At 72.0% G+C, this 22,513-nt stretch carries 16 protein-coding genes and 1 pseudogene; 5 read left to right on the forward strand and 12 right to left on the reverse strand.

Annotated elements, in window-relative coordinates; translation table 11 throughout:
* The first annotated feature begins 142 nt into the window (after window positions 1-142).
* Window positions 143-1,369 (forward strand): acetyl-CoA C-acyltransferase, encoded by a 1,227-nt coding sequence (locus L6E17_RS20185; protein ID WP_236242161.1) that lies wholly within the window; start codon window positions 143-145, stop codon window positions 1,367-1,369.
* On the forward strand, window positions 1,366-3,495 hold the full coding sequence (locus L6E17_RS20190; protein ID WP_236242162.1) for a 3-hydroxyacyl-CoA dehydrogenase NAD-binding domain-containing protein: 2,130 nt from the start codon (window positions 1,366-1,368) through the stop codon (window positions 3,493-3,495). Before L6E17_RS20185 ends, L6E17_RS20190 begins: the two co-directional genes overlap by 4 nt.
* 422 nt (window positions 3,496-3,917) lie before the next feature.
* Here L6E17_RS20190 and recQ read toward each other — a convergent pair whose 3' ends face one another.
* Window positions 3,918-5,762: a DNA helicase RecQ gene (recQ, locus tag L6E17_RS20195; protein WP_236242163.1), complete on the reverse strand. Its 1,845-nt coding sequence runs from the start codon at window positions 5,760-5,762 to the stop codon at window positions 3,918-3,920.
* Between the two features lie 69 nt (window positions 5,763-5,831).
* Between recQ and L6E17_RS20200 the strand changes: the two genes are divergently transcribed.
* Both L6E17_RS20200 and L6E17_RS20205 read left to right on the forward strand, forming a co-directional pair.
* The gene (locus L6E17_RS20200) at window positions 5,832-6,221 is read left to right on the forward strand and encodes an NTP pyrophosphohydrolase (protein WP_236242164.1); all 390 of its coding nucleotides are present in this window, start codon (window positions 5,832-5,834) and stop codon (window positions 6,219-6,221) included.
* 136 nt (window positions 6,222-6,357) lie between these two features.
* Window positions 6,358-6,738 (forward strand): hypothetical protein, encoded by a 381-nt coding sequence (locus L6E17_RS20205; protein ID WP_236242165.1) that lies wholly within the window; start codon window positions 6,358-6,360, stop codon window positions 6,736-6,738.
* A 95-nt stretch (window positions 6,739-6,833) separates the two neighbouring features.
* Here the strand turns inward: L6E17_RS20205 and dxs are convergent, their stop codons facing one another.
* From dxs to ngcE, 8 genes are all read right to left on the reverse strand, one after another.
* A complete protein-coding gene (dxs, locus tag L6E17_RS20210; protein ID WP_236242166.1) occupies window positions 6,834-8,756 on the reverse strand; it encodes a 1-deoxy-D-xylulose-5-phosphate synthase in 1,923 nt (640 codons plus the stop codon).
* Window positions 8,757-9,023: 267 nt separating this feature from the next.
* Window positions 9,024-10,331, reverse strand: coding sequence for a sugar ABC transporter permease (locus tag L6E17_RS20215; protein WP_374109101.1), 1,308 nt, complete (start codon window positions 10,329-10,331; stop codon window positions 9,024-9,026).
* On the reverse strand, window positions 10,328-11,122 hold the full coding sequence (locus tag L6E17_RS20220) for an ATP-binding cassette domain-containing protein (RefSeq protein ID WP_236242467.1): 795 nt from the start codon (window positions 11,120-11,122) through the stop codon (window positions 10,328-10,330). Before L6E17_RS20220 ends, L6E17_RS20215 begins: the two co-directional genes overlap by 4 nt.
* Window positions 11,123-11,473: 351 nt before the next feature.
* A complete protein-coding gene (locus tag L6E17_RS20225; RefSeq protein WP_374109102.1) occupies window positions 11,474-12,571 on the reverse strand; it encodes a sugar ABC transporter substrate-binding protein in 1,098 nt (365 codons plus the stop codon).
* A gap of 122 nt (window positions 12,572-12,693) precedes the next feature.
* The gene (locus L6E17_RS20230; RefSeq protein ID WP_236242167.1) at window positions 12,694-13,941 is read right to left on the reverse strand and encodes an ROK family transcriptional regulator; all 1,248 of its coding nucleotides are present in this window, start codon (window positions 13,939-13,941) and stop codon (window positions 12,694-12,696) included.
* A gap of 618 nt (window positions 13,942-14,559) precedes the next feature.
* Window positions 14,560-15,504: a carbohydrate ABC transporter permease gene (locus L6E17_RS20235; protein WP_236242168.1), complete on the reverse strand. Its 945-nt coding sequence runs from the start codon at window positions 15,502-15,504 to the stop codon at window positions 14,560-14,562.
* A gap of 16 nt (window positions 15,505-15,520) precedes the next feature.
* Window positions 15,521-16,444: a carbohydrate ABC transporter permease gene (locus L6E17_RS20240; RefSeq protein ID WP_236242169.1), complete on the reverse strand. Its 924-nt coding sequence runs from the start codon at window positions 16,442-16,444 to the stop codon at window positions 15,521-15,523.
* Window positions 16,445-16,805: 361 nt separating this feature from the next.
* The gene (gene ngcE / locus L6E17_RS20245; RefSeq protein ID WP_236242170.1) at window positions 16,806-18,251 is read right to left on the reverse strand and encodes an N-acetylglucosamine/diacetylchitobiose ABC transporter substrate-binding protein; all 1,446 of its coding nucleotides are present in this window, start codon (window positions 18,249-18,251) and stop codon (window positions 16,806-16,808) included.
* Window positions 18,252-18,740: 489 nt separating this feature from the next.
* Between ngcE and L6E17_RS20250 the strand changes: the two genes are divergently transcribed.
* Window positions 18,741-19,343 (forward strand): DUF4291 domain-containing protein, encoded by a 603-nt coding sequence (locus tag L6E17_RS20250; RefSeq protein WP_236242171.1) that lies wholly within the window; start codon window positions 18,741-18,743, stop codon window positions 19,341-19,343.
* Between the two features lie 12 nt (window positions 19,344-19,355).
* Here the strand turns inward: L6E17_RS20250 and L6E17_RS20255 are convergent, their stop codons facing one another.
* From L6E17_RS20255 to L6E17_RS20265, 3 genes and pseudogenes are all read right to left on the reverse strand, one after another.
* The gene (locus tag L6E17_RS20255; protein ID WP_236242172.1) at window positions 19,356-20,033 is read right to left on the reverse strand and encodes a L,D-transpeptidase; all 678 of its coding nucleotides are present in this window, start codon (window positions 20,031-20,033) and stop codon (window positions 19,356-19,358) included.
* A 176-nt stretch (window positions 20,034-20,209) separates the two neighbouring features.
* Window positions 20,210-22,018, reverse strand: coding sequence for a choice-of-anchor A family protein (locus L6E17_RS20260; protein WP_236242173.1), 1,809 nt, complete (start codon window positions 22,016-22,018; stop codon window positions 20,210-20,212).
* A gap of 297 nt (window positions 22,019-22,315) precedes the next feature.
* Window positions 22,316-22,512, reverse strand: a pseudogene (locus tag L6E17_RS20265) (lytic polysaccharide monooxygenase); the annotation flags it as partial.
* Between the last annotated feature and the right edge of the window lies 1 nt (window position 22,513).

Below are 22,513 nucleotides of genomic sequence, written 5' to 3' on the forward strand. Positions count from 1 at the left end.
CCGCCCGATCGTGCGTGTGTGACCTTCGCCGCTCCCGGCACGGGGACTGGGCAGTTACGTTACCCACAAGTAGCATGGGCCTGAGCGCGCGCTCAGCGTGACGCCGCAGCAGTGCCATCCCGCACCCTGGAGGAGAGCCATCGTGCCTCGTACCGTCAGGGACGTCGTCTTCGTCGACGGCGTCCGCACCCCGTTCGGCAAGGCGGGCCCGAAGGGCATCTACCACGAGACCCGCGCCGACGATCTCGTCGTGAAGGCCATCCGGGAGCTGCTGCGCCGCAACCCGGCCCTCGAACCGGCCAAGATCGACGAGGTCGCCATCGCCGCGACCACGCAGCTCGGCGACCAGGGCCTGACCCTCGGCCGCATGGCGGGCCTGCTCTCGGGTCTGCCGCTGTCCGTGCCCGGCTACTCCATCGACCGCATGTGCGCCGGCGCGCTCACCGCCGTCACCACGACGGCCGGCTCGATCGCCTTCGGCGCGTACGACGCCGTCATCGCCGGCGGCGTCGAGCACATGGGCCGCCACCCGATGGGTGAGGGCGCCGACCCGAACCCGCGGTTCGTGTCGGAGAAGCTGGTCGACGAGTCGGCCCTCTTCATGGGCATGACGGCGGAGAACCTGCACGACCGCTACCCGCACATCACCAAGCAGCGCGCCGACGAGTACGCCGTGCGCTCGCAGGAGAAGGCCGCCAAGGCGTACGCCAACGGCAAGATCCAGCAGGACCTGGTGCCGATCTCGGTGCGCCGCACCACCCCGGAGACCGGCGAGACCGGCTGGGGCCTGGTCACCGCCGACGAGCCGATGCGCCCGGGCACCACGCTGGAGAACCTGGCCGGCCTGAAGACGCCGTTCCGCGTCCACGGCCGCGTCACCGCCGGCAACGCGGCCGGCCTCAACGACGGTGCCACCGCGTCGATCATCGCCGCCGAGGACTTCGCCCGCGAGAACGGCCTGCCGGTCAAGATGCGCCTCGTCTCGTACGCCTTCGCGGGCGTCGAGCCGGAGGTCATGGGCTACGGCCCGATCCCGGCCACCGAGAAGGCCCTCGCCAAGGCCGGCCTGGGCATCGGCGACATCGGCCTGTTCGAGATCAACGAGGCGTTCGCCGTCCAGGTCCTCGCCTTCCTGGACCACTACGGCATCGCCGACGACGACGCGCGCGTCAACCAGTACGGCGGCGCCATCGCGTTCGGCCACCCGCTGGCCTCCTCCGGTGTCCGCCTGATGACCCAGCTGGCCCGCCAGTTCGAGGAGCAGCCCGAGGTCCGCTACGGCCTCACCACCATGTGCGTCGGCTTCGGCATGGGCGCCACGGTCATCTGGGAGAACCCGCACCACAAGGACGCCGGAGGCAGCAAGTGAGCACGACCGCTGAGCTTTTGAAGGGTGCGGCCGAGCTGTTCCCCGACGAGGTCGTCACGCAGGCGCACGTACGCCACTTCGACCTGCCGTTCGGTGCCGGCCGGTTCGCACTGATCACCCTGGACAACGGCTTCGACCACACCAAGCCGACCACCTTCGGGCCGCAGTCGCTCGCCAACCTCAACACGGCGATCGACCAGGTCGAGAAGGAGGCCGCCGAGGGCGCGATCGTCGGTGCCGGCCTGACCGGCAAGCCGTTCATCTTCGCGGTCGGCGCCGACCTCAAGGGCGTCGAGCTGCTGAAGCGGCACGAGGACGCCCTGGCCATCGGCAAGGGCGGCCACGACGTCTTCAAGCGCCTCTCCTCCCTCGCCGTCCCCACCTTCGCGTACTACAACGGCGCGGCGATGGGCGGCGGTGTCGAGGCCGGTCTGCACTGCACCTACCGCACGGTGTCGAAGGCGCTGCCCGCGTTCTCGCTGCCCGAGGTGTTCCTGGGCCTGGTCCCGGGCTGGGGCGGCTGCACCATCCTGCCGAACCTGATCGGCGCGGACCGCGCGGTCTCGGTGATCATCGAGAACTCGCTGAACCAGAACAAGCAGCTCAAGGGCCGGCAGGTCTTCGAGCTGGGCATCGCCGACGCCCTCTTCGAGGGCGCGGACTTCCTGGAGCAGTCGCTGGTGTGGACCGCGAAGGTCCTCAAGGGCGACATCTCCGTGGAGCGCCCGGAGGTCGACCGCGGTGAGGCCTGGGACGCCGCCATGGCACGCGGCCGGTTCATCGCCGACGGCAAGGTCCACGGCGCGGCCCCGGCCGCGTACCGCGCCCTCGACATCATCGAGGCCGCCAAGGACGGCGACCTGCAGAAGGGCTTCGACGCCGAGGACCAGGCCCTCGCGGACCTGATCATGGGCGGCGAGCTGCGCTCCGGCATCTACGCCTTCAACCTGGTGCAGAAGCGCGCCAAGCGCCCGGCCGGCGCCCCGGACAAGAGCCTGGCCCGCCCGGTCACCAAGGTCGGCGTCGTCGGCGCCGGTCTGATGGCCTCGCAGCTGGCCCTGCTGTTCCTGCGCCGCCTGGAGGTCCCGGTCGTCCTCACGGACATCGACCAGGAGCGCGTCGACAAGGGCGTGGGCTACGTCCACGCCGAGATCGACAAGCTGCTCGGCAAGGGCCGCATCCACCAGGACAAGGCCAACCGCCTGAAGGCGCTGGTCACCGGTGTCCTGGACAAGGCCGAGGGCTTCGCGGACGCGGACTTCATCATCGAGGCCGTGTTCGAGGAGATGTCGGTCAAGCAGAAGGTGTTCGCGGAGGTCGAGGCGGTCGCCCCGGCGCACGCGATCCTCGCGACCAACACCTCGTCGCTGTCCGTGTCGGAGATGGCGTCGAAGCTGGCGCACCCCGAGCGGGTCGTCGGCTTCCACTTCTTCAACCCGGTCGCGATCCTGCCGCTGCTGGAGATCGTCCGCGGCGAGCAGACCGACGACGCCTCCCTGGCCACGGCGTTCGCCGTCGCCAAGAAGCTGAAGAAGACCGCGGTGCTGGTGAAGGACGCCCCGGCGTTCGTCGTCAACCGCATCCTGACCCGCTTCATGGGCGAGATCCAGAACGTCATCGACGAGGGCACCCCGGTCGAGACGGCCGAGAAGGCCGTCGAGCCGCTCGGTCTGCCGATGTCGCCGCTGGTGCTGCTGGAGCTGGTCGGCCCCGCGATCGGTCTGCACGTGTCGGAGACCCTGAACCGCTCCTTCCCGGACCGCTTCACGGTGTCCCCGAACCTGAAGGCGGTCGTGGAGGCGGGCAAGCGCGGCTTCTACGTCTACGACAGCGGCAAGCCGGAGCTGGACCCCGAGGTCGCGGCGCTGCTGAAGCAGGGCGACACCGTCCTCACCGAGGAGCAGGTCCGTGCCCGCGTCCTGGACGCCGTGGCGCAGGAGATCGGCCTGATGCTGGAGGAGGGCGTCGTCGCCGAGGCGCAGGACATCGACCTGTGCCTGATCACCGGTGCCGGCTGGCCCTTCCACCTGGGCGGCATCACGCCGTACCTGGACCGCGAGGGCGTCTCTGAGCGGGTGAACGGCAAGCGGTTCCTGCCGCAGGGCGTCGCGAGCGTCCCGGCGTAGCGGAGCAGCGGCTGCCGCCGAAGCCGTGACGGGCGGTACGGGACCCGGGTCCCGTACCGCCCGTCGCTGTCTTCCCGCACACCGCGTCCTTGCGGCTCCCGGGCCCCGCCCTGGCCCGGCGCCCCCTCCGCGACCGGCCGCACCCTGACTCTTGGCCGGGCCCGCGTCCGCGTCCTGGGGGTGTGGGCCCCGCTCCACCGGCGGGGGCCTATGCCCCGTCTCCCGTGCCGGCGCCCCACACCACCGGGGCGCCACTCCCCCTGGTCCCGTGGCCGGGGGCTCCGCCCAGGGATCCGTTCGCGTCTCCGTGGCGCTCGTCCTGGCCCGCCGGACGGGGCAGCTGCCCGCCCGTGTGCGAGGAGCGGGTCGGGCGCAGGCGGCACCCGATGCGGGGCGGGCGGGGGGCAGATCCTGCGGAGGTCTCAGCCCTCCTCCGCCGCCAGCACTTCCAGGAGCTGCTCGCCGAACTTGGCCAGCTTGTTCTCGCCGACCCCGCTCACGGCCCCCAGCTCCGCGAGGGCCGTCGGCCGGGCCGTCGCGATCTCCCGCAGCGTCGCGTCGTGGAAGACCACGTAGGCGGGAACGCCCAGCTCCTTCGCCGTCGCCGCCCGCCAGGCCCGCAGGCGCTCGAAGACGGGCAGGGCGTCCTCGGGCAGGTCCGCGGGCGCCGGCTTCTTCGCCCCCACGCCCTTGGCCGCCCGCACCGGCTTCTCCGGCTCACTGCGCAGCAGGACCTGCCTGCGCCCGCCCAGGACCTCCGCGGACTCGTCCGTCAGGAACAGGGTGTTGTACTCGCCCTGCACGGCCAGCAGCCGCTGCGCCAGCAGCTGGCGGACCACGCCCCGCCACTGCGCCTCGGTCAGGTCGGCGCCGATACCGAAGACGCTGAGCGCGTCGTGGTCGAAGCGGATGACCTTCGCGGTCCTGCGGCCGAGCAGGATGTCGACGATCTGCCCGACGCCGAAGGACTGGTTCCGCTCCCGCTTGAGGCGCACGACCGTGGACAGCACCTTCTGCGCGGCGATCGTCCCGTCCCAGGTCTTCGGCGGGGTGAGGCACGTGTCGCAGTTCCCGCAGGCCGAGGCGCCTTCCTGGCCGAAGTACGCCAGGAGCTGCACGCGCCGGCACTCGGCGGTCTCGCACAGGGCGAGCATGGCGTCCAGGTGCGCGGCGAGCCTGCGGCGGTGCTCCGCGTCGCCTTCGGAGGTGTCGATCATCCTGCGCTGCTGCACGACGTCGTTCAGCCCGTACGCCAGCCAGGCGGTGGAGGGCTGCCCGTCGCGCCCCGCGCGGCCGGTCTCCTGGTAGTAGCCCTCGACCGACTTGGGCAGGTCCAGGTGGGCGACGAACCGGACGTCGGGCTTGTCGATGCCCATGCCGAAGGCGATGGTCGCCACGACGACCAGGCCGTCCTCCCGGAGGAACCTGGCCTGGTTCTCCGCGCGCGTACGGGCGTCGAGGCCCGCGTGGTACGGCACCGCGGCGACCCCGTTCTCCACCAGGAACGCGGCCGTCTTCTCGACGGACGCCCGGGACAGGCAGTACACGATGCCCGCGTCGCCCTCGTGCTCGCCCTTCACCAGCGACAGCAGCTGCTTCTTCGGCTCGTTCTTGGGCACGATGCGGTACTGGATGTTCGGCCGGTCGAAGCTGGCGACGAAGTGGCGGGCGCCCTCCAGGTTCAGCCGGGCGGCGATCTCCGCGTGCGTGGCCCGTGTCGCGGTCGCGGTGAGGGCGATCCTCGGCACGTCGGGCCAGCGCTCGTGGAGCCGGGAGAGCTGGAGGTAGTCGGGCCGGAAGTCGTGGCCCCACTGGGCGACGCAGTGCGCCTCGTCGATGGCGAAGAGCGCGATGGTGCCGCGCTCCAGCAGCCGCAGCGTCGACTCGACCCGCAGCCGCTCCGGCGCCAGGTACAGCAGGTCCAGCTCGCCGGCCGCGAACTCCGCCTCGACGAGCCGCCGCTCGTCCGGGTCCTGCGTGGAGTTGAGGAAACCGGCGCGCACGCCGAGCGCCCGCAGGGCGTCGACCTGGTCCTGCATGAGCGCGATGAGCGGCGAGACGACGACGCCGACACCGGGCCGCACCAGGGCGGGGATCTGGTAGCACAGCGACTTCCCGCCACCGGTCGGCATGAGGACGAGTGCGTCACCGCCGCCTATGACGTGCTCGATGATCTCCCGCTGCTCACCCCGGAAGGAGTCGTAGCCGAAGACCCGGCCGAGGACGTCCAGGGCCGGGTCGCTGACGGATGCGCGCGGGGAAGTCATTCGGCAATAGTACGAGCGGCGTACGACACCGGGAGAAATCCGGCCGCTGCCTGTGGATAACGTGGTTCCATGCCGGATCCCTCAGCCCCCGCGCCCCTGCTGGTCGTCGACGCCGCGAACGTGGTCGGCTCCGTCCCCGACGGCTGGTGGCGCGACCGCCGCGGCGCGGCCGAGCGGCTCCGCGACTCGCTGGCAGGCCTCGCACAGGAGGGGCTGCCCGGGCTGCTGCCGGGGCCCGTGGAGATCGTGATGGTCGTGGAGGGCCGGGCCAGGGGCGTGGAGCCGGTGCCCGGGGTGCGGGTGGTGGCGGCGCCCGGCAGCGGGGACGACACGATCGTGGAGCTCGCCAGGGAAGCGGAGGGCCGCCGCTGCCTCGTGGTCACCGCCGACCGCGCACTGCGCGAAAGGGTGGTACACCACGGGGCGGAGTGCGCCGGGCCGCGCGCCGTTCGCTCCTGAAGAGTGGCGGTTGTCCGGATATCGGCTGGTGCCGTCCCCCTGCGGGCCCGGGAAGATGTGCCTGCACGGTACGGCCCGGACCGACCAGCCGGGCCGCGTCCCACGACCAGGGGTCGCACCCCAGGGGGAACACTCCATGAACGTCATCCGGCACACCTTCAGGAAGAGCGCCGCCGTCGGCCTGGCCTTCGCCGCGGGCGGCGTCCTCGCGCTCAGCGGCAGCGCCCAGGCGGCCGAGCAGCGCGCCTCGTACATGGGCTGCCCGTCCGGGTACGTCTGCCTCTACCCGAACGCCAGCTGGAACGGCGGCGTCCCGAGCCACAAGTGGTACCGGTACGGGTCGTACAACATCTACAACCAGTACGGGATGAAGCGGTTCTTCAACAACCAGACCGGCGGAGCGGTCGCCCGCAACTGCCTCGGCACCAACGGCACCCGCTGCCAGGGCGCCCAGCGCGCCGGCACGTACGCGGACTACGACTACACGCCGTACAACTCCGTCAAGCTGGAGCCCTGACCCCGGCCGTCCGCTGACACGGTGCAGGGCCGGCGGGACCCCCGTGCGGGGTATCCCACCGGCCCTGCACCGCATCCTGCGGGCCGCGGCGGCCGTCAGTCGCGGACGGGCTCGACCGCCGCCTCGTCCTCGTCCTCGTACCGTCCGTCGATCTTCGACACGAGGCCGGTGACCTGGCGGGCGATGTCGGGGGCCGTCAGGCCGATCTCCGCGAGGACCTCCGCGCGCGAGGCGTGGTCCAGGAACCGCTGCGGGATGCCGAAGTCGCGCAGCGGCACGTCCACACCGGCATCGCGCAGCGCCTGGGCGACGGCGCTGCCGACGCCGCCGACGCGGCCGTTGTCCTCGACCGTCACGACGACCCGGTGGCGCTCCGCCAGCGGGGCCATCGCCTCGTCGACCGGCTTGACCCAGCGCGGGTCGACGACCGTCGTGGAGATGCCCTGCTTGTCCAGCAGGTCCGCGACCTCCAGGCACATCGGGGCGAGCGCGCCGACGGACACCAGCAGCACGTCCGGGGTGTCCGTGCCCGCCTCGCGCAGCACGTCCATGCCGCCGACCCGGCCCACGGCCTCCACGGCCGGGCCGACCGCGCCCTTGGAGTAGCGCACGACGGTCGGGGCGTCCCCGACCGCCACGGCCTCCCGGAGCTGGGCGCGCACCTGGTCGGCGTCGCGCGGGGCGGCGATCCGCAGGCCGGGCACGACCTGGAGGATCGACAGGTCCCACATGCCGTTGTGGGAGGCGCCGTCGGTGCCGGTGACCCCGGCCCGGTCCAGCACGAACGTCACTCCGCAGTTGTGCAGGGCGACGTCCATGAGGACCTGGTCGAAGGCGCGGTTGAGGAAGGTGGCGTAGACGGCGACGACCGGGTGGAGGCCGCCGGCGGCCAGGCCGGCCGCGGAGACCGCGGCGTGCTGCTCGGCGATGCCGACGTCGTACACGCGGTCGGGGAAGGCCTTGGCGAACTTGTCCAGGCCGACGGGCTGGAGCATGGCCGCGGTGATGGCGACGACGTCCTCGCGCTCCTTGCCGAGCTCGACCATCTCGTCCGCGAAGACGGAGGTCCAGTCGGCGCCGGAGGAGGCGATGGGGAGGCCGGTGTCGGGGTGGATCTTGCCGACGGCGTGGAAGCGGTCCGCCTCGTCCTGGAGCGCGGGCTGGTAACCGCGGCCCTTCTCGGTGAGGCAGTGCACGATGACCGGGCCGTTGAACCGCTTGGCCCGCTGGAGCGCCGACTCGACGGCGGCCAGGTCGTGGCCGTCGATGGGGCCGACGTACTTCAGGCCGAGGTCCTCGAAGAGGCCCTGCGGGGCGATGAAGTCCTTCAGGCCCTTCTTCGCGCCGTGCAGCGTCTCGTACAGCGGCTTCCCGACGACCGGCGTGCGGTCCAGGATGTCCTTGGTGCGGGCGAGGAAGCGCTCGTAGCCGTCGGTGGTGCGCAGGGTGGCCAGGTGGTTGGCGAGGCCGCCGATGGTGGGGGCGTACGACCGCTCGTTGTCGTTGACGACGATGACGAGGGGCCGGTCCTTGGCGTCCGCGATGTTGTTGAGCGCCTCCCAGGCCATGCCGCCGGTGAGCGCGCCGTCGCCGATGACGGCGACGACGTGGTCGTCCCTGCCGAGGACCTCGTTGGCCTTGGCCAGGCCGTCCGCCCAGCCCAGCACGGTGGAGGCGTGCGAGTTCTCGATGAGGTCGTGCGCGGACTCGGCGCGGGCGGGGTAGCCGGACAGGCCGCCCTTCATCTTCAGCTTGGAGAAGTCCTGACGCCCGGTGAGGAGCTTGTGCACGTACGACTGGTGGCCCGTGTCCCAGAGGATCCGGTCCTTCGGGGAGTCGAAGACGCGGTGCAGCGCGATGGTCAGCTCCACCACACCGAGGTTGGGGCCGAGGTGGCCTCCGGTCTTGGAGACGGCGTCCACGAGGAACGCGCGGATCTCCGAGGCCAGCTGCTCCAGCTGCTCCGGGGAGAGCCGGTCGAGATCGCGCGGTCCCCTGATACGGGTCAGCAAAGCCACCCGTGCCTCCTTGTGTGTGCGAGCGTGTGTCGAGCGTGCGTATCGAGCCGGTCGGGATCGATCAGGATCGAGCGTGCCGATCCGCCGAGTCTAATGTTCCGTCCCGGAGTGCGGACATCCGGCCGTGCCCCGGAGGTCCCCCTGATGATCACACCATCGGCCGACACGCGGGTACGCCGATGTACCGAGGTCCACCGCTGTAGGAGGACGAACGAGTGCCCGGCGCCGGTTCCCCGGCGCCGGGCACTCGGACGTGATCTGCGCCGCTCAGGCGCGGCCCGCGTCCTTCTGGGTCCTGCGGGAGACCGAGTCGATGACGACGGCGGCGAGCAGCACCGCGCCGGTGATCATGTACTGGATCTCGCTGGCCATGCCGAGCATGTTCAGGCCCTGCTGGATCGACTGGATGACGATCATGCCGAGCAGCGCGGACCAGACCTTGCCGCGGCCGCCGAAGAGGCTGGTGCCGCCGATGACGGCCGCCGCGATGACGAGCATCAGGGTGTTTCCGCCGCCGAGGCTCTTGCTGGCGCCGCTCTGGAGGCTGGCGATGAACAGGCCGCCGAAGGCGCCGAGCATGCCGGAGATGCCGAACACCAGGATGCGGACGCGGTCGACGTTGATACCGGCGCGGCGGGCGGCCTCCGCGCTGCCGCCGACCGCGAAGACCTGGCGGCCGAAGGTGGTGCGGCGGGCGACGAAGTCCGCGACGAGCAGCACGGCCAGGAAGATCACCAGGGCCAGCGGCAGGCCGCGGGCGCCGGCCGGCTCGTTGAGCACGTACGCGACGGCGAAGCACAGCACGGCCACGGCGCCCGTGCGCAGGGCGACCTCGCTGACCGGGCGGGCCGCCAGGCCGGCGGCGCGGCGGCGCTTGCCGTCCCGCAGCAGCGAGCCGGCGTAGGCGAGGACGGCCACGGCGGCGAGGCCGTAGGCGGCGGCCTTGTCGGCGAAGAAGTAGCCGGTCAGGTCCTCGACGACGCTGCCGGAGGGGACGTTGATGGTGCCCTCGGAGCCCAGCAGCCAGATCTGGAAGCCGCTCCAGGCGAGGAAGCCGGCGAGGGTGACGACGAAGGCCGGCACGCCGACCTTGGCGAAGAAGAAACCATTCAGCAGACCGATGGCGAGGCCCGACAGCAGGGCCGCGACGATGGAGAGCCAGTCGTTCAGCCCGCTGTTCACGGTCAGCACGGCCCAGACCGCGGCGCCGACGCCCGCGACGGAGCTGACGGACAGGTCGATCTCGCCCAGGATCAGGACGAAGACGATGCCGACGGCCATGATGCCGAGGCCCGCGCTGTAGACGGCGATGTTCGCGAGGGAGCTCGCCGAGAGGAAGTTCGCGTTCTGGGACTGGAAGACGACCGCGATGACGATCAGTCCGATGAGGACCGGCAGGGAGCCCAGCTCGCCGCCGCGCACCTTGCGGGTGAACTCGGTCCAGTAGCCCCTGAGTCCCTCCTCGCGGACGAGGAGGCGCGGGTCCACGGCCGGGACGGGGGCGGCCGAACCGTTTCCGCCATCGGTGGCGCGGGCGCCGCCCTGGTGCTTCGGGGTCCTGGTGAGGTCGCTCACTGCGCGTCCCCCTTCGCGGCCGTACGGGCCTGGCGGCGCGTGACGGCGTTGTCCGTGGCGCCGGTGATGGCGGCGACGATCTCTTCGTGGGAGGTGCCCTTGACGTCGAAGACACCGTTGTTGCGCCCGAGGCGCAGGATGGCCGCGCGGTCCGCGACGGCGCGGACATCGGCCATGTTGTGCGTGATGAGGATGACGCCGTGGCCGTTCTCGCGGAGCCGCTCGACGAGGTCGAGGACCTGGGCGGTCTGCTCGACGCCGAGTGCGGCGGTCGGCTCGTCCAGGATGACGACCTTCGGGTTGCCGATCAGGGCGCGGGCGATGGCGACGACCTGGCGCTGGCCTCCGGAGAGGGAGGCGACCGGGATGCGGACGCTCGGGATGCGGATGGAGAGCGTGTCCAGGAGTTCCTTGGCGCGCTTCTCCATCGCGATCTCGTCGATGACGCCGACGCGGCGGATCTCGCTGCCGAGGAACAGGTTGGCGACGACGTCGAGGTTGTCGCAGAGCGCCAGGTCCTGGTAGACGGTGGCGATCCCGAGGTCCTGGGCGTCGTGGGGGCGGGCGACCCGGACGGGCCGGCCCTCCCACTCGATGGTGCCCTCGTCGATCGGGTGGACTCCCGAGATGGTCTTGACGAGGGTGGACTTGCCGGCCCCGTTGTCGCCCAGCAGGGCGACGACCTCACCGGCGTGGATCTCCAGGTCTACGTCGGTCAGCGCCTGGACGGCGCCGAACCGCTTGGAGACTCCGCGCAACGCCAGCACGGGCGTAGCGGACACGTACATCATCTCCTTCACCCCGCCCCTGTCGGCGGGGGGATGGTGGTGCTTATCGACCACAAGGGGTGTGCGAGGGGCGTCCGGTGCCCGCCCTTCCCGGCCCGCCCGCTGCGGGGCTGGTGCGCGGACAGGGTGGGGCGGGCGGGCGCCGGACCGGCTGGGGGGAGAGCCGGAGGAGGTACGGCCCTCCCTGCGGGGCCCGTGGGGGCGGGCCCGTACGCGGGGCGGCGGGGCGCCGGCCCGGCGGGCGCCGCCTGCGGGCGGGCCTTCCGGACGACGGCCGGCCGCCGCCGGGCCTGGCCGCCGGACGGGCGCGGCGCGGCACTCGCGGTGCGGGCCGCCGCCCGGCGGGTCCTTCGGCTACTTGATGCCGGCGGCGTCGCAGGCGGCCTTGTACTCGGCCGTGCAGATGTCGGCGGCCGTGTAGACCTTGTCGAGGACGATCGTGTCGGCGATGTTGTCCTTGGTGACGATCTGCGCGTCGAACAGCTTCGCCGGGATGTCCTTGAACTCGCCCGTCAGGCTGGTCACCTTGGTCGGGGTGAGGTGCTCCCACTTCTCGCCCTTGAGCAGGGCGACGGCGATCTCGGCGGTCGTCTCGGCCTCGGGGCGGATCTGCTTGTAGATCGTGAAGGACTGGTCGCCCTTCAGGATCCGCTGGAGACCGGCGAGCTCGGCGTCCTGGCCGCCGACCGGGACCTTGATGCCCTGCTTGCTGAGGGCGGTGATGATGCCGCCGGCCATGCCGTCGTTGGCGGAGTAGACGCCGTCGAAGCCGTCCTTGCCGAGCGAGTCGATGGCGGCGCCCATCTTCTTGCTGGCCTCGTCCGGGGACCAGTCGGGGATGTCCTGCTCGTAGACGATCTTCGCGACCTCCTTGTCCAGGACGCTGTGGGCGCCCTTCTTGAACAGGGGGGCGTTCGGGTCGGTCGGGGACCCGTTGATCATGACGACCTCGGCCTCCTTGGCCTTGTCGCCCAGCGCCTTCACGAGGCCCTGGCCCTGGAGCCGGCCGATCTTCTCGTTGTCGTACGAGACGTAGGCGGCGATCGGGCCCTCGGCGAGGCGGTCGTACGCGACGACCTTCACGCCCTTCTTCTCTGCCTGCTCGACCCAGGACTTGGTGGCCTTGTAGTCGACCGCGTCGAGGATGATCACCTTCACGCCCTGCGTGACGAGCGCGTCGAACTGCTTCTTCTGGGTCTCGGTGTCCTGCGCGGCGTTGTTGTACTTGACCTCGCAGTCGTCGCAGAGTTCCTTGATCTTCGCCTCGATGATCGGGCGGTCGAAGGTCTCATAGCGCGTGGTCTTGTTCTCGGGGAGCAGCAGGCCGATGGTCTTGCCGTCGCCCTGGTCGCCGGCGGTGTCGCCGCCGCCCGCCTGGCCGCAGGCGGCGAGGGACAGGGCCATGGAGACCGCGGCCGTACCTATGACGACGCGACGCGTCATTGCGTTCATGTGGGTTACCTCCCTGACGAGGCCGCGTCACTGCGGCCGAGGTGGCTGTGAGTCAACTCGGCCGCTCCCCCTACCGTCAAGGAGTAAATGTTTAACGAGATGACAACGGTGCCATGCGTTATCTAAATGAACGCACCCGTAGTCGCCTCGGCGGCGGCCCGAGCGGTGGTGCGCGGCCCGGACCTGCGGGCGGCGGAGGCGGAGGTGTCCAGCAGCGTCGAGTCGCCCATCTCGCTCAGCACGAGGGCGAGGGCGCCCAGCACCTCCGCGCGGCCCCCGAGGGCGCCGGGGGCCACGGAGAGCTGCCGGGCGGCACTGGGGATCGCGTAGCGCGACACGGACTCGCGGATGGGCGCGAGCACCAGCTCGCCGGCCTCCGCGAGGTCACCGCCGAGGACCACCCGGCTGGGGTTGAGCAGGTTGCAGAGGTTGGCGACGCCGCTGCCGACGTGCCGCCCGACGTCGGCGATCACCCGGCGGCAGCCGGGGTCGCCCTCCCGGGCCAGCTGGACGACCCGCTCCATGGTGAGGTCGGGGCCGTGGCTCGGCTGGAGCAGCGGCAGGACGTACCGCGCGGCGGCGAAGGTCTCCAGGCAGCCGCGGTTGCCGCAGCGGCAGACCGGCCCGGACTCGTCGAGCGTGATGTGGCCGATCTCCCCCGCCGTGCCGCCGGGGCCGCGGTAGATCTGCCCGTCGATGACGAGGCCGGCGCCCACGCCGCTGGCGACCTTGATGTACGCGAGGTCGCGCACGCCCCGGCCGCCGCCCCACACCAGCTCGCCGAGCGCGCCGAGGTTGGCGTCGTTGTCCACGTACACGGGCACCCCGAGGCGGGCGGAGAGCTCCTGGCCGGGGTTGATGCCGCTCCAGCCCGGGAGGATGGAGGTGGAGCCGAGGGTGCCGGACGAGACGTCGATGGGCCCGGGGACGCCGAGGCCGACGCCGACGACCTTGTCCTGGCCGATTCCGGTGGTCGCGATCAGCCGCTTGACCAGCTGCTCCGCCCGGTCGAAACCGTCCGCGGCCGAGGCGTCCACGTCGAGCGGCTCGGCCTCTTCGGCGAGGACCTGGTGGGCGAGGTTGCCCACGGCGACCCGCAGGTGGGTGTGGCCGAAGTCGACGCCGATCACGATGCCGGCGTCGCCGCTGAGCGAGACGCTCCGGGCCCGGCGGCCGCCTGCCGACGTGGGCGTGACCTCGACCGTGCCGGTCTCCTTCAGCTCCCGCACGATGTTGGAGACCGTCGCGGCGGACAGCCCGGTGGCCCGGGCGATCTCCGCCTGGGTGAGGGAACCGGCCATCCGCACGGCCCGTACGACCCGCTCAAGGTTGGCCCGATGCAGTGACGTCTGCGACCCGGGAGTCTCCATCGACCCACTCACTCCTGCCGTTTTCTCCAACATGTGAACTCTAAGCTGAGCGTTTGCGGTTGCCCCCCGTCAAGGCCTTGAGCATCACGAAGCTCCGATGAGCGGGTAATGTCACGAGAAACCCGAAATGTCGGGAACCACCCATGCGGAAACCGCCAACCCGGTGGCCGAGACCACGGGCCGGCGGTTCACGGTTCGTACGGTCGCCGCGGCGGGCGGCGCGGATGCCAGGCGGCGGGGGTGCCCCGGGTGGGCACGGGCGGCGGGCCCCGGGCGGCGCCGACGGACAGCGAAGGACAGGCGGCCTGCGCTGCGCGCGGTGCGGGGCGGCGGGCGGCCTCCGCTGCGGACCGCGGGCGGGCCTTTGCTACGGGCTGCGGAAGGTGCGGGTGGCGGCGGCCAGGGGCGGGCGGCCTCCGAATTCGGGCTGCGGACGGTGCGGGTGGCGGCGGCCAGGGGCGGGCGGCCTCCGAATTCGGGCTGCGGACGGTGCGGGCCGCGGGCAGGCGCGGGCCGCGGGCCCCGGGCAGCTCCGATGGGCGGCCAGGGGTGCGCGGGCTTCGCCGCGGCCGGTGCGCGCGGGCGCGGGCGCCGCGGTTGCCGCGGGGTGCCGTCCGGTTACTTCAGGGCGCCTGCGGTCAGGCCGGCCTGGACCTGCCGCTGGAAGGCCGCGTAGACGACGAGCACCGGCAGCATGGCGATCATCATGCCGGCCATCAGCGCGCCCCAGTCGTTCTCGTAGCCGTTCTGCAGGGCGATCATGGCGAGGCCCTGCGTCAGGACGTAGGTGTCCTCCTCCTGGTTCAGCACCATCGGCAGCAGGTACTGGTTCCACTGGCCCAGGAAGTTGAAGATGCCGATGCTGATCAGGCCCGGCTTCGCCATCGGCAGCATGACCTGGAAGAACGTACGGGTGTGGGAGGCGCCGTCGATCAGCGCCGCCTCCGCCACCGAGGTCGGCAGCGTCCGGAAGAACGCGGTCATGAAGAAGACCGTGAACGGCAGCGAGTACGCGATGTACACCAGGATCAGCCCGTGGTGCGTCGCCAGCAGGGAGCCGCCGGGGAAGTCCCGCAGCACGAAGAAGAGCGGGATCACCAGCATGAAGACCGGGAAGGACATGCCGGCGACGAACAGGTAGTAGACGAACCGGTTGCCGGGGAAGGCGAACCGGGCCAGCACGTACGCGGCCATGGAGCCCAGCACCATCGTGCCGACCACGGAACCGCCCACCACGACCGCCGTGTTGAGGAAGTAGCGGCCCATGTGCGCCTGGTTCCAGGCGTTGGCCCAGTTCTCCCAGTGGAGCACCGTGGGCAGCCCCCAGGGGTCGCTGAGGATGCCGTTGCTGTCCTTGAAGGAGCTCCACAGCACCCACAGCAGCGGCACGCCCACCATCAGGGCCCACAGCACGAGGATGCCGTGGGAGAAGACGTTCAGCGCCCGGCCCTCGGCGGGCCGCCCGGGGGCGGGCCCGAGCGCCCCGGTCACGCCCGCGGTCCCGCGGGGCCGGGCCGCGGTCCCGCGGACGCCGTCGGTCTTCTGGATCTCTTCTGTCGCCATCGGCGTCGTCGTCCCCTCAGTACTCGATCCGCTCGCGGCGCCCGAGGCGCAGCGCGAGGACGGCGAACGTCATGGTCACCACCAGCATGGCGACGCCCATGGCGGCGGCGTAGCCGTACTGGCTGTCGCGGAACGCCGTCTGGTAGAGCCGCAGCGGCATGACGTCGGTGGCGCCGTCCGGCCCGCCCATGTTCACCGACATGATCTGGACGAGGGCGAAGGCGTCCAGGGCGATGATGCCCATGTAGACCCAGCCGGTCTGCACGGTGTCCCAGAGCAGCGGCAGGGTGATGCGGAAGAAGGTGGGGAAGCGGCCCGCGCCGTCCAGCAGTGCCGCCTCGTAGATGTCGCGCGGGATGGAGGCCATGGCGGCGGAGAACAGCACGACGTAGAAGCCGACGTGCCCCCAGACCATGACGGCGCTGATGCACCACAGGGCGATGCTCTTCTCCCCCAGCCAGGCGTTCTGGAGCCCGTCCAGGCCGACGGCGCCGAGCAGGGCGTTCAGCATGCCGTCGTCGGGGTCGGGGTTGTAGATGTTGAACCAGATGACGGCGATGATGGTGATGGAGATGACCTGCGGGAAGAAGAAGACGAACTTGTAGAACCGGGAGCCCGCCACCCCGGTGACGAGGTCCCCGCGGCGGCGCCGCCCGCCCACGTTCAGCATGAAGGCGAAGAACAGGCCGAGCCCCAGCGTGACGACGGGCACGAGGGCCAGCATGGAGACGTTGTGGCGCAGCGCGTTCCAGAAGTCGTCGCTGTCCCAGAGGCGTACGAAGTTGTCGAGGCCCACGAAGCGCGCGCTGCCGACCAGTCCGGACCAGTCGGTCATCGAGATCTGGAACGCCTGGACGAAGGGCGAGACGACGAAGACGCCGTAGACGAGCAGTGGCAGGGCCAGGAAGCCCACGATGATCCGGTACTTGCCGTGTTGCATGGGGCTCCCCGGCCCTCCTCTTCAGACCCGGTCTTACGGCGGTGCCGCCGTGGGCGGTCATGCAGTGCGGTCATACGGCGCGGTCATGCAGTGCGGTCATACGGCGCGGTCATACGGCGCGGCGGCGCCGCCGGTCGGTACCAGCGGCACGGTGCTGCCGTACCGGCAGGCGCTGCCGCCGTACGGCCCGGCCCGTCCGGCCGTACGGGCGGCGGGGGCGGCGCCGGGCGGCTGCGCGGCGGCGGCCCCGCGGCCTGGGCCGTCGGCCGGCCGGCAGCTCGGCCCCTCCGCGACGCAGCGGCTGCTGCGCTACGGGCAGGCGGCGCCGGACCGCGGCAGCCGGCGCGGCTGGGCGGCGGCCTCAGGCGGTGCGCGTGAACTTGGTGACGGAGCTGTCCTTGGCCACCTTGTCGGCTTCCGCCTGCGCCCGCTTGATCCAGTCGGCGGCCTTCAGTTCCCCGGCGAGGAGCTGCCCGGTGAGGCCGCCGATCTTGTCGTCGGTGAGCGCCGGATACCACTCCTGGAGCTGGAGGCTGACGATGTTGTCGCCGGCCGCCTCGAAGGCCTGGCTCGCCGACGACAGGCCCGGAGAGAGGGTCATGCCCTCGGTCGCGCCGAGGACGCACGTCAGGGACTTCACCTTGGTGGCGAAGTTCTGGGCGTGCTTGCGGGAGAGCATGATGCGCAGCATCTCCATGCCGCCGACGGGGTTCTTCCCCTTGGCGGCGACGATGTACGGCTCGCTCGGCTCGGCCCGCAGGGTGCCGTGCGGCATCGCGTCGCCGGCGCCGCCGTCGAAGAGGGCGCCCACGGACATGCCGAAGTCCGCCGGGGTGGTGGGCGCCGCCTCGTTCTCGACCCACGAGCCGTTGGGGAGGAAGACGGCCTTCCCCTTGTTCCAGGCGGTCTGCGACTGGATGTGCGTCAGCCCTTTGCTGCCCTCCAGGAAGCAGCCCTTCGCGGCGAGCTCCTCGTAGTGCTCGACGGTCTGCCGGACTGCGTCGTTCGACGTCCAGGCGTTCGGCTCCAGGTTGTCGATGGCGATCCACTTCTCCATGCCGCCGATCTTGGCGATCTGGGCGAAGAGGTTGAAGTGGACGTAGTAGGGGTACTTCCCGGCGTACGTCCAGGGCGCGATACCCGCCTTCTTGATCTCGCCGCAGAGCGCGACCATCTCGTCGAAGGTCTTCGGGTACGCCCAGCCGCGGTCGTCCATGAGCTTCTTGGAGTACCACGTCCCGTAGACGGTGAAGGCGTAGTAGAGCACGTCGAACGCGTCGCCGTGCCGGCCCTTCTCGACGGTGCTGGGGTGGATGGTGTCGCGGACCTTCTTCGCCGGGTCGTCGATGGACGGCGCGTCGAGGAGGGCGGTGAGGTCCTGGAGCTGGCCCTGGGTGGACAGCTTGTTCATGTCGAGGTGGTCGGCGCCGGAGTTGTCGATGATGTCCGGCGGGTTGCCGCCGGCGAAGCGCGGGGTGAGCTTGGGCCCGATCTGCTGGGTGCCGGTGTGCTTGACCTCGGCCTTGTAGACGGCCTTGAAGTCGGCTTCGGCGTCCTTGGCGTACTCGTCCCCGAGGCCGCCCTTGAAGATAAACGCCTCCAGGGGCACGCCCTCCTTGACGCCCAGCGGGTTCTTGCCGGTCTTCTCCCCGACGGGCGCCTGGCCCTGGCCGCCTCCACCGCCCCCGCCGGTGGCGCAGGCGGACAGGAAGCCCATGGCGGGGACGGAGACCAGACCGAGCGCGGCGGCCCTCTTGATCAGGTCGCGCCGGTCGGGTGCGTCACGGTGGTCGGAGGGGGATCCCATGCTCAAGTCCTCGCCTTCTCCAGGACTGAGGCGGTGCGCCGGTCGCCCGATACGGCCTGCATGGGCGAAGGGCCGCGCCACCGCGGTCTGTTGCAACTGGGTCGTGCCGAGTCGTGCAGGTCTGTGCAGGGTGGTGCGCCGTCGTACCGGAGCCGCGTCCGCGCGGACGCCGACAGGTGCCGACAGGTATAGTCCACTTGACGTCGGCGGGGCAAGATCGACAACAGTTTTCGGCGCGAGTCTTTTCCCGGACCGGCCGCCGCACCGCCTGCGGACGCGCCCCCTGGCGCCTCCTGCCCCGGCGGGGCGACCCGGCCGCACGCCGCGCCCGAGGGCCACAGACTCGCGGGGCCGGACCCACCGGAGTGCCCCACGCAGGGCGGCTCGAAGCGCGGGCCCTCCGGGCACGGGCCCTCCGCGCGCGGGCCCGGCCGCCCCCGCCGGAAATCCGCTGGCAGGGAGCCCGGGTCCCGATCCACCCTGAGGGGCATGAACGAGCCGTACCGCCGGATCCGGGCGGTCCACACCGCCACCACGATCACCGTCTACCAGGCGTACTCCCCCGCCCTCGGGCTGCCCGCCGCCCGCGACGGCCGGTTCCCGCCGGCCTGGAAGCGCGACCGAATGACCTGGATCAAGCCGTCGTTCCTGTGGATGATGTACCGCTGCGGCTGGGGGCAGAAGGAGGGCCAGCAGACGGTCCTGGCGGTGGAGATCAGCCGCGAGGGCTTCGACTGGGCGCTGCGGCACGCCTGCCTGTCCCACTACGTGCGCGGTCTGCACCCCGACCGGGCGTCCTGGCGGCGGGAGTTGCGGCGCGCCCCCGCACGGGTGCAGTGGGACCCGGAGCGGGACCTGCGGTTGCAGCCGCTGCCGTACCGCTCCCTGCAGCTGGGGCTCGCGGGCGAGGCGGCGCGGCGGTACGCCGACGAGTGGACGGTGTCCATCCGGGACGTCACCCCGCTCGCCCGCGAGGTGCACGCGCTGGTGCGGGGCGGCGACCTGGCCGCCGCACGGCGGCTCCTCCCGGCGGAGGAGCCCTATCCGGCGGACGGCGGGCTGCTGGACCGGCTGGCGCCGGGCGGAAGGTGAGCCGGCCGGGCGTCAGTCGGCGGTGCCGGGCTTGGTGCCCCACACGTACACCAGGTCCTCCAGCGACAGCAGGTCCCACAGGGCGGCGGCGTCGTCCATCGCCAGGTTGACGCAGCCCGCGGAGCCGCCGCCGTCGAAGAGCCCCTCCGGGCGCCCGTGGAGCGCCTGGCCGCCGTCGAAGAACTGGGCGTACGGCATGGGCGTGCCGTACAGGGTCGACACGTGGTCCTTGCTGCGCCAGTAGACGGAGTGCAGGCCGGGCCGCGTCTCCTCGCTGTCGCGGCCGCTGCGGACGGGTACGGGTGCGAAGACGACCGTGCCGGACTCCTGGACCCACAGGATCTGGCGGTCGAGGTCGACGCATGCGACCCGCCGGTCGCGTTCCGGGCACCGGCCTTCGGCGTTCGGGTCGGTGCGCGCCCGCACGGCCACGAGGTGGCGGTACGTGGCGAGGCCGGCGTAGCCGTCGGCCGGTTCGACGCCGTTGTCCTGCTGGAACCGCCGGACGGCCGCGCAGTCCTCCGGGGACTGGACGCCGTCGACGGGCCTGCCCAGGGCCTCCTCCATCAGCCGCTGGTACGGGCCGGTGGGGGCGGTGCAGTCCGCTTCCGCCGCGACGGCGGCGCCGCTTCCCGCGGGCCCGAGGGCCAGGACGAGGGCCAGTGCGCCGAGGGGAACCGTCCTGGTCATGCCTGCCCGCCTCTCGCTGCTCGTGCGCCGCGGTCGCCGCGTCCGATTCCACAGCTACCAGCAGGCCGGTCCGGCCGCCCAGGGATGAGCGGCCGGACCGGTGACGGCGGGCCCGCCGGGTCAGCGGGGCCCTGCCTGCCCCGTGGGGCCCCGGGTGTGCCGGAACCGGACGCCGGTCACAGGGCGCGGTCCCTGCCCTTGCCGCCCTTGCCCGGCTCGCCGCGCTCGTTGGCGACCTCCACGACGACCTCGTCGCCGATGTTCTCCTCCGTGAGGACGTACGGGCCGGTCACGGGGTCCTCCGGCAGCACGTAGCCCTCGGGCACGGCGGTCTCCCGGAGGTAGTAGGTGCCCGCGGGGAGTCCGGTGAAGGAGCAGACGCCGATCTCGTCGGTGGAGCAGCCGGCGCCCTGCCGGGTGTCGGGCCGGGCGCCGCCGGTCTGGAGGCCGGCGACGCCGTTGGTCTCCCGCCACAGCTCGAACACGGCGCCGGGGAGCGGCTCACCGTTCTTGGCGTCGGTCTTGTGGATCCAGAGGCTGCCGCGGGCGGGCTGCGGGGTACGGGTGTTGAGGGCGGTCACCTGCACGCCCCGCTCCGCGTTCGACGCGTCCAGCTCCAGCGGACCGAACACCGCCGGATCCGGCAGCTCGTACCCCTCAGGCGCCCCCACCTCACGCCAGTAGTACGCACCCTCCCCCACCGTCCGCGCGCACACACCCCGCGCGTCCGTCGTACACACGCCCACCCGCGTGTCCGCACCCGCCCCCGACACCTGCAGGCCCGCGACCCCGTTCGTCTCCTCCCACAACTCGAACCGCGCACCCGGCAGCACCGCACCGCTGTCCGCGTCCCGCTTCACCACCCGCACCTCACCCCGCACCGGCTGGGGGGTGGAGCCGCAGTCCGGCAGGTCGCCGTCGAAGGGGTAGGCGTGGAACTCCTGGCCGCCGCCGCCCGTGGCGGAGCTGGTGTGGACGAGGGAACCGGTGGTGAAGAACCGGCCGTTGACGCCGGGGAGGGTCACCGTGGTGCGGGAGTCCTGGGCGCCGACCAGCACGCTGCCCTGGAACTGGCCCGTGCCTGCCAGGGAGAGCGCGGTGCTGTCGGGGAAGTTCCACAGGAGCCGCTCCCGGTACCCGTTCAGCGGGTCGGTCGCGTCGTCAATGCCGCCGCTGTAGGTGCTCAGCACGCGGTTCGTGCCGAAGACGTTGACCAGGATGGTGGCGCCCGCGGGGATGTTCCTGAAGACCAGCCCCTGCTGGCCGCCGGTGGCCGTGGTGAGGTCGAAGTCGACGTTGAAGACCTGGAGCGGCGAGGTGCCGTCACCGGTGAAGAGGGTCTGCCCGCCCTGGTTGACGGCCGTGCCGGTGGCGGTCCTGGGGCTGCCGTCCACGCGCGCGTAGCACTGGCTCGCGTCGGTCAGCCGGTCGCGCAGCGCCTGGTAGCGGGCGGTCGCCCGGGGGTCCTGGACGGTGGTGCCCAGGATCGTGCCCGTAGCGGTGCCGGCGTGCCGGACGACGCCGCCTTCGGCGATGAGCCGCTGGTCGGCGGCCACGGTGACGTCGCCGCCGGTGACGAGGAAGTCGGAGCCGGCGGGCGGCGGGACCCGGGAGCCGACGCCCACCACGCCGACGTTGTACGCGGCGCTCGCGCCGGTGTCCTTGGCCAGGTCGAAGTCGTCGAGGACCACGATCCGGCCCTCCGCCTCGGCGGCTCGTCCGCGGACGAGGAAGTCCGCTCCGACGAAGATGTTGACGCCGTCGTCCCGGTGGGTGATGGGGCCGTTGTTGATGCCCGGGTGGCGGTCCGGGCAGTTGTCCCCCGCGCAGGGGCCGAGGCCGCCGGGGAGGGGGGCCGCGGCTGCCTCCTGGGCGGCGGGGCCGAGGAGCACGGCGGGGACGGTGGCCGCGGCGATCGCGCAGATGACGCCGGCCGACCTGGCTCGGGCTCGCAGACCGGCGAGCCGACGACTGATCGTTTTCATGCGGCCCAGTGTCGGGGACGCGCGGCGCCCTGGTGCGCGGCAACACTCCCCGGTCCCACCGTCGCCGCACCGGTTCATTCCGCCGGATCTCCCGGGTGGCGGCGTGGTCGGTTCCGTGCAGCGTGCCGCGGGACGGGCCCTGGCGTACGCCCCCGTGAGCACGCCCTGCACGCGGCCCCTGCACGCGGCCCCTCCCCGCAACCGCCCCCGGACCGCACGCCCTGGTGCGCGAGGCACCCCCGTACGCACGCCCTTGCGGCTGAGGCGTCCGGTCCGCCGGGGAGTCTGCCGGAGCGCGGCGGGGAGGTCGCCGGTCCGGGAGTGGTGGTCCTCCACGGTGCCGGGCTGCCGTGGAGGCCCGCGTGGTCCACCGTCAGGAACGGCTCGTCCTCCATGCCGTCCCAGGTGAGGGCGCGGGTCGGGTCGTAGCCGTCCTCGGTGAGGTAGACGCGGAACCAGCCGGGGTGCGCCGCCCAGGCGTTGGACGAGAAGTCC

The organism is Streptomyces sp. CC228A (assembly GCF_021390935.1).
Taxonomy (GTDB): Bacteria; Actinomycetota; Actinomycetes; order Streptomycetales; family Streptomycetaceae; genus Streptomyces.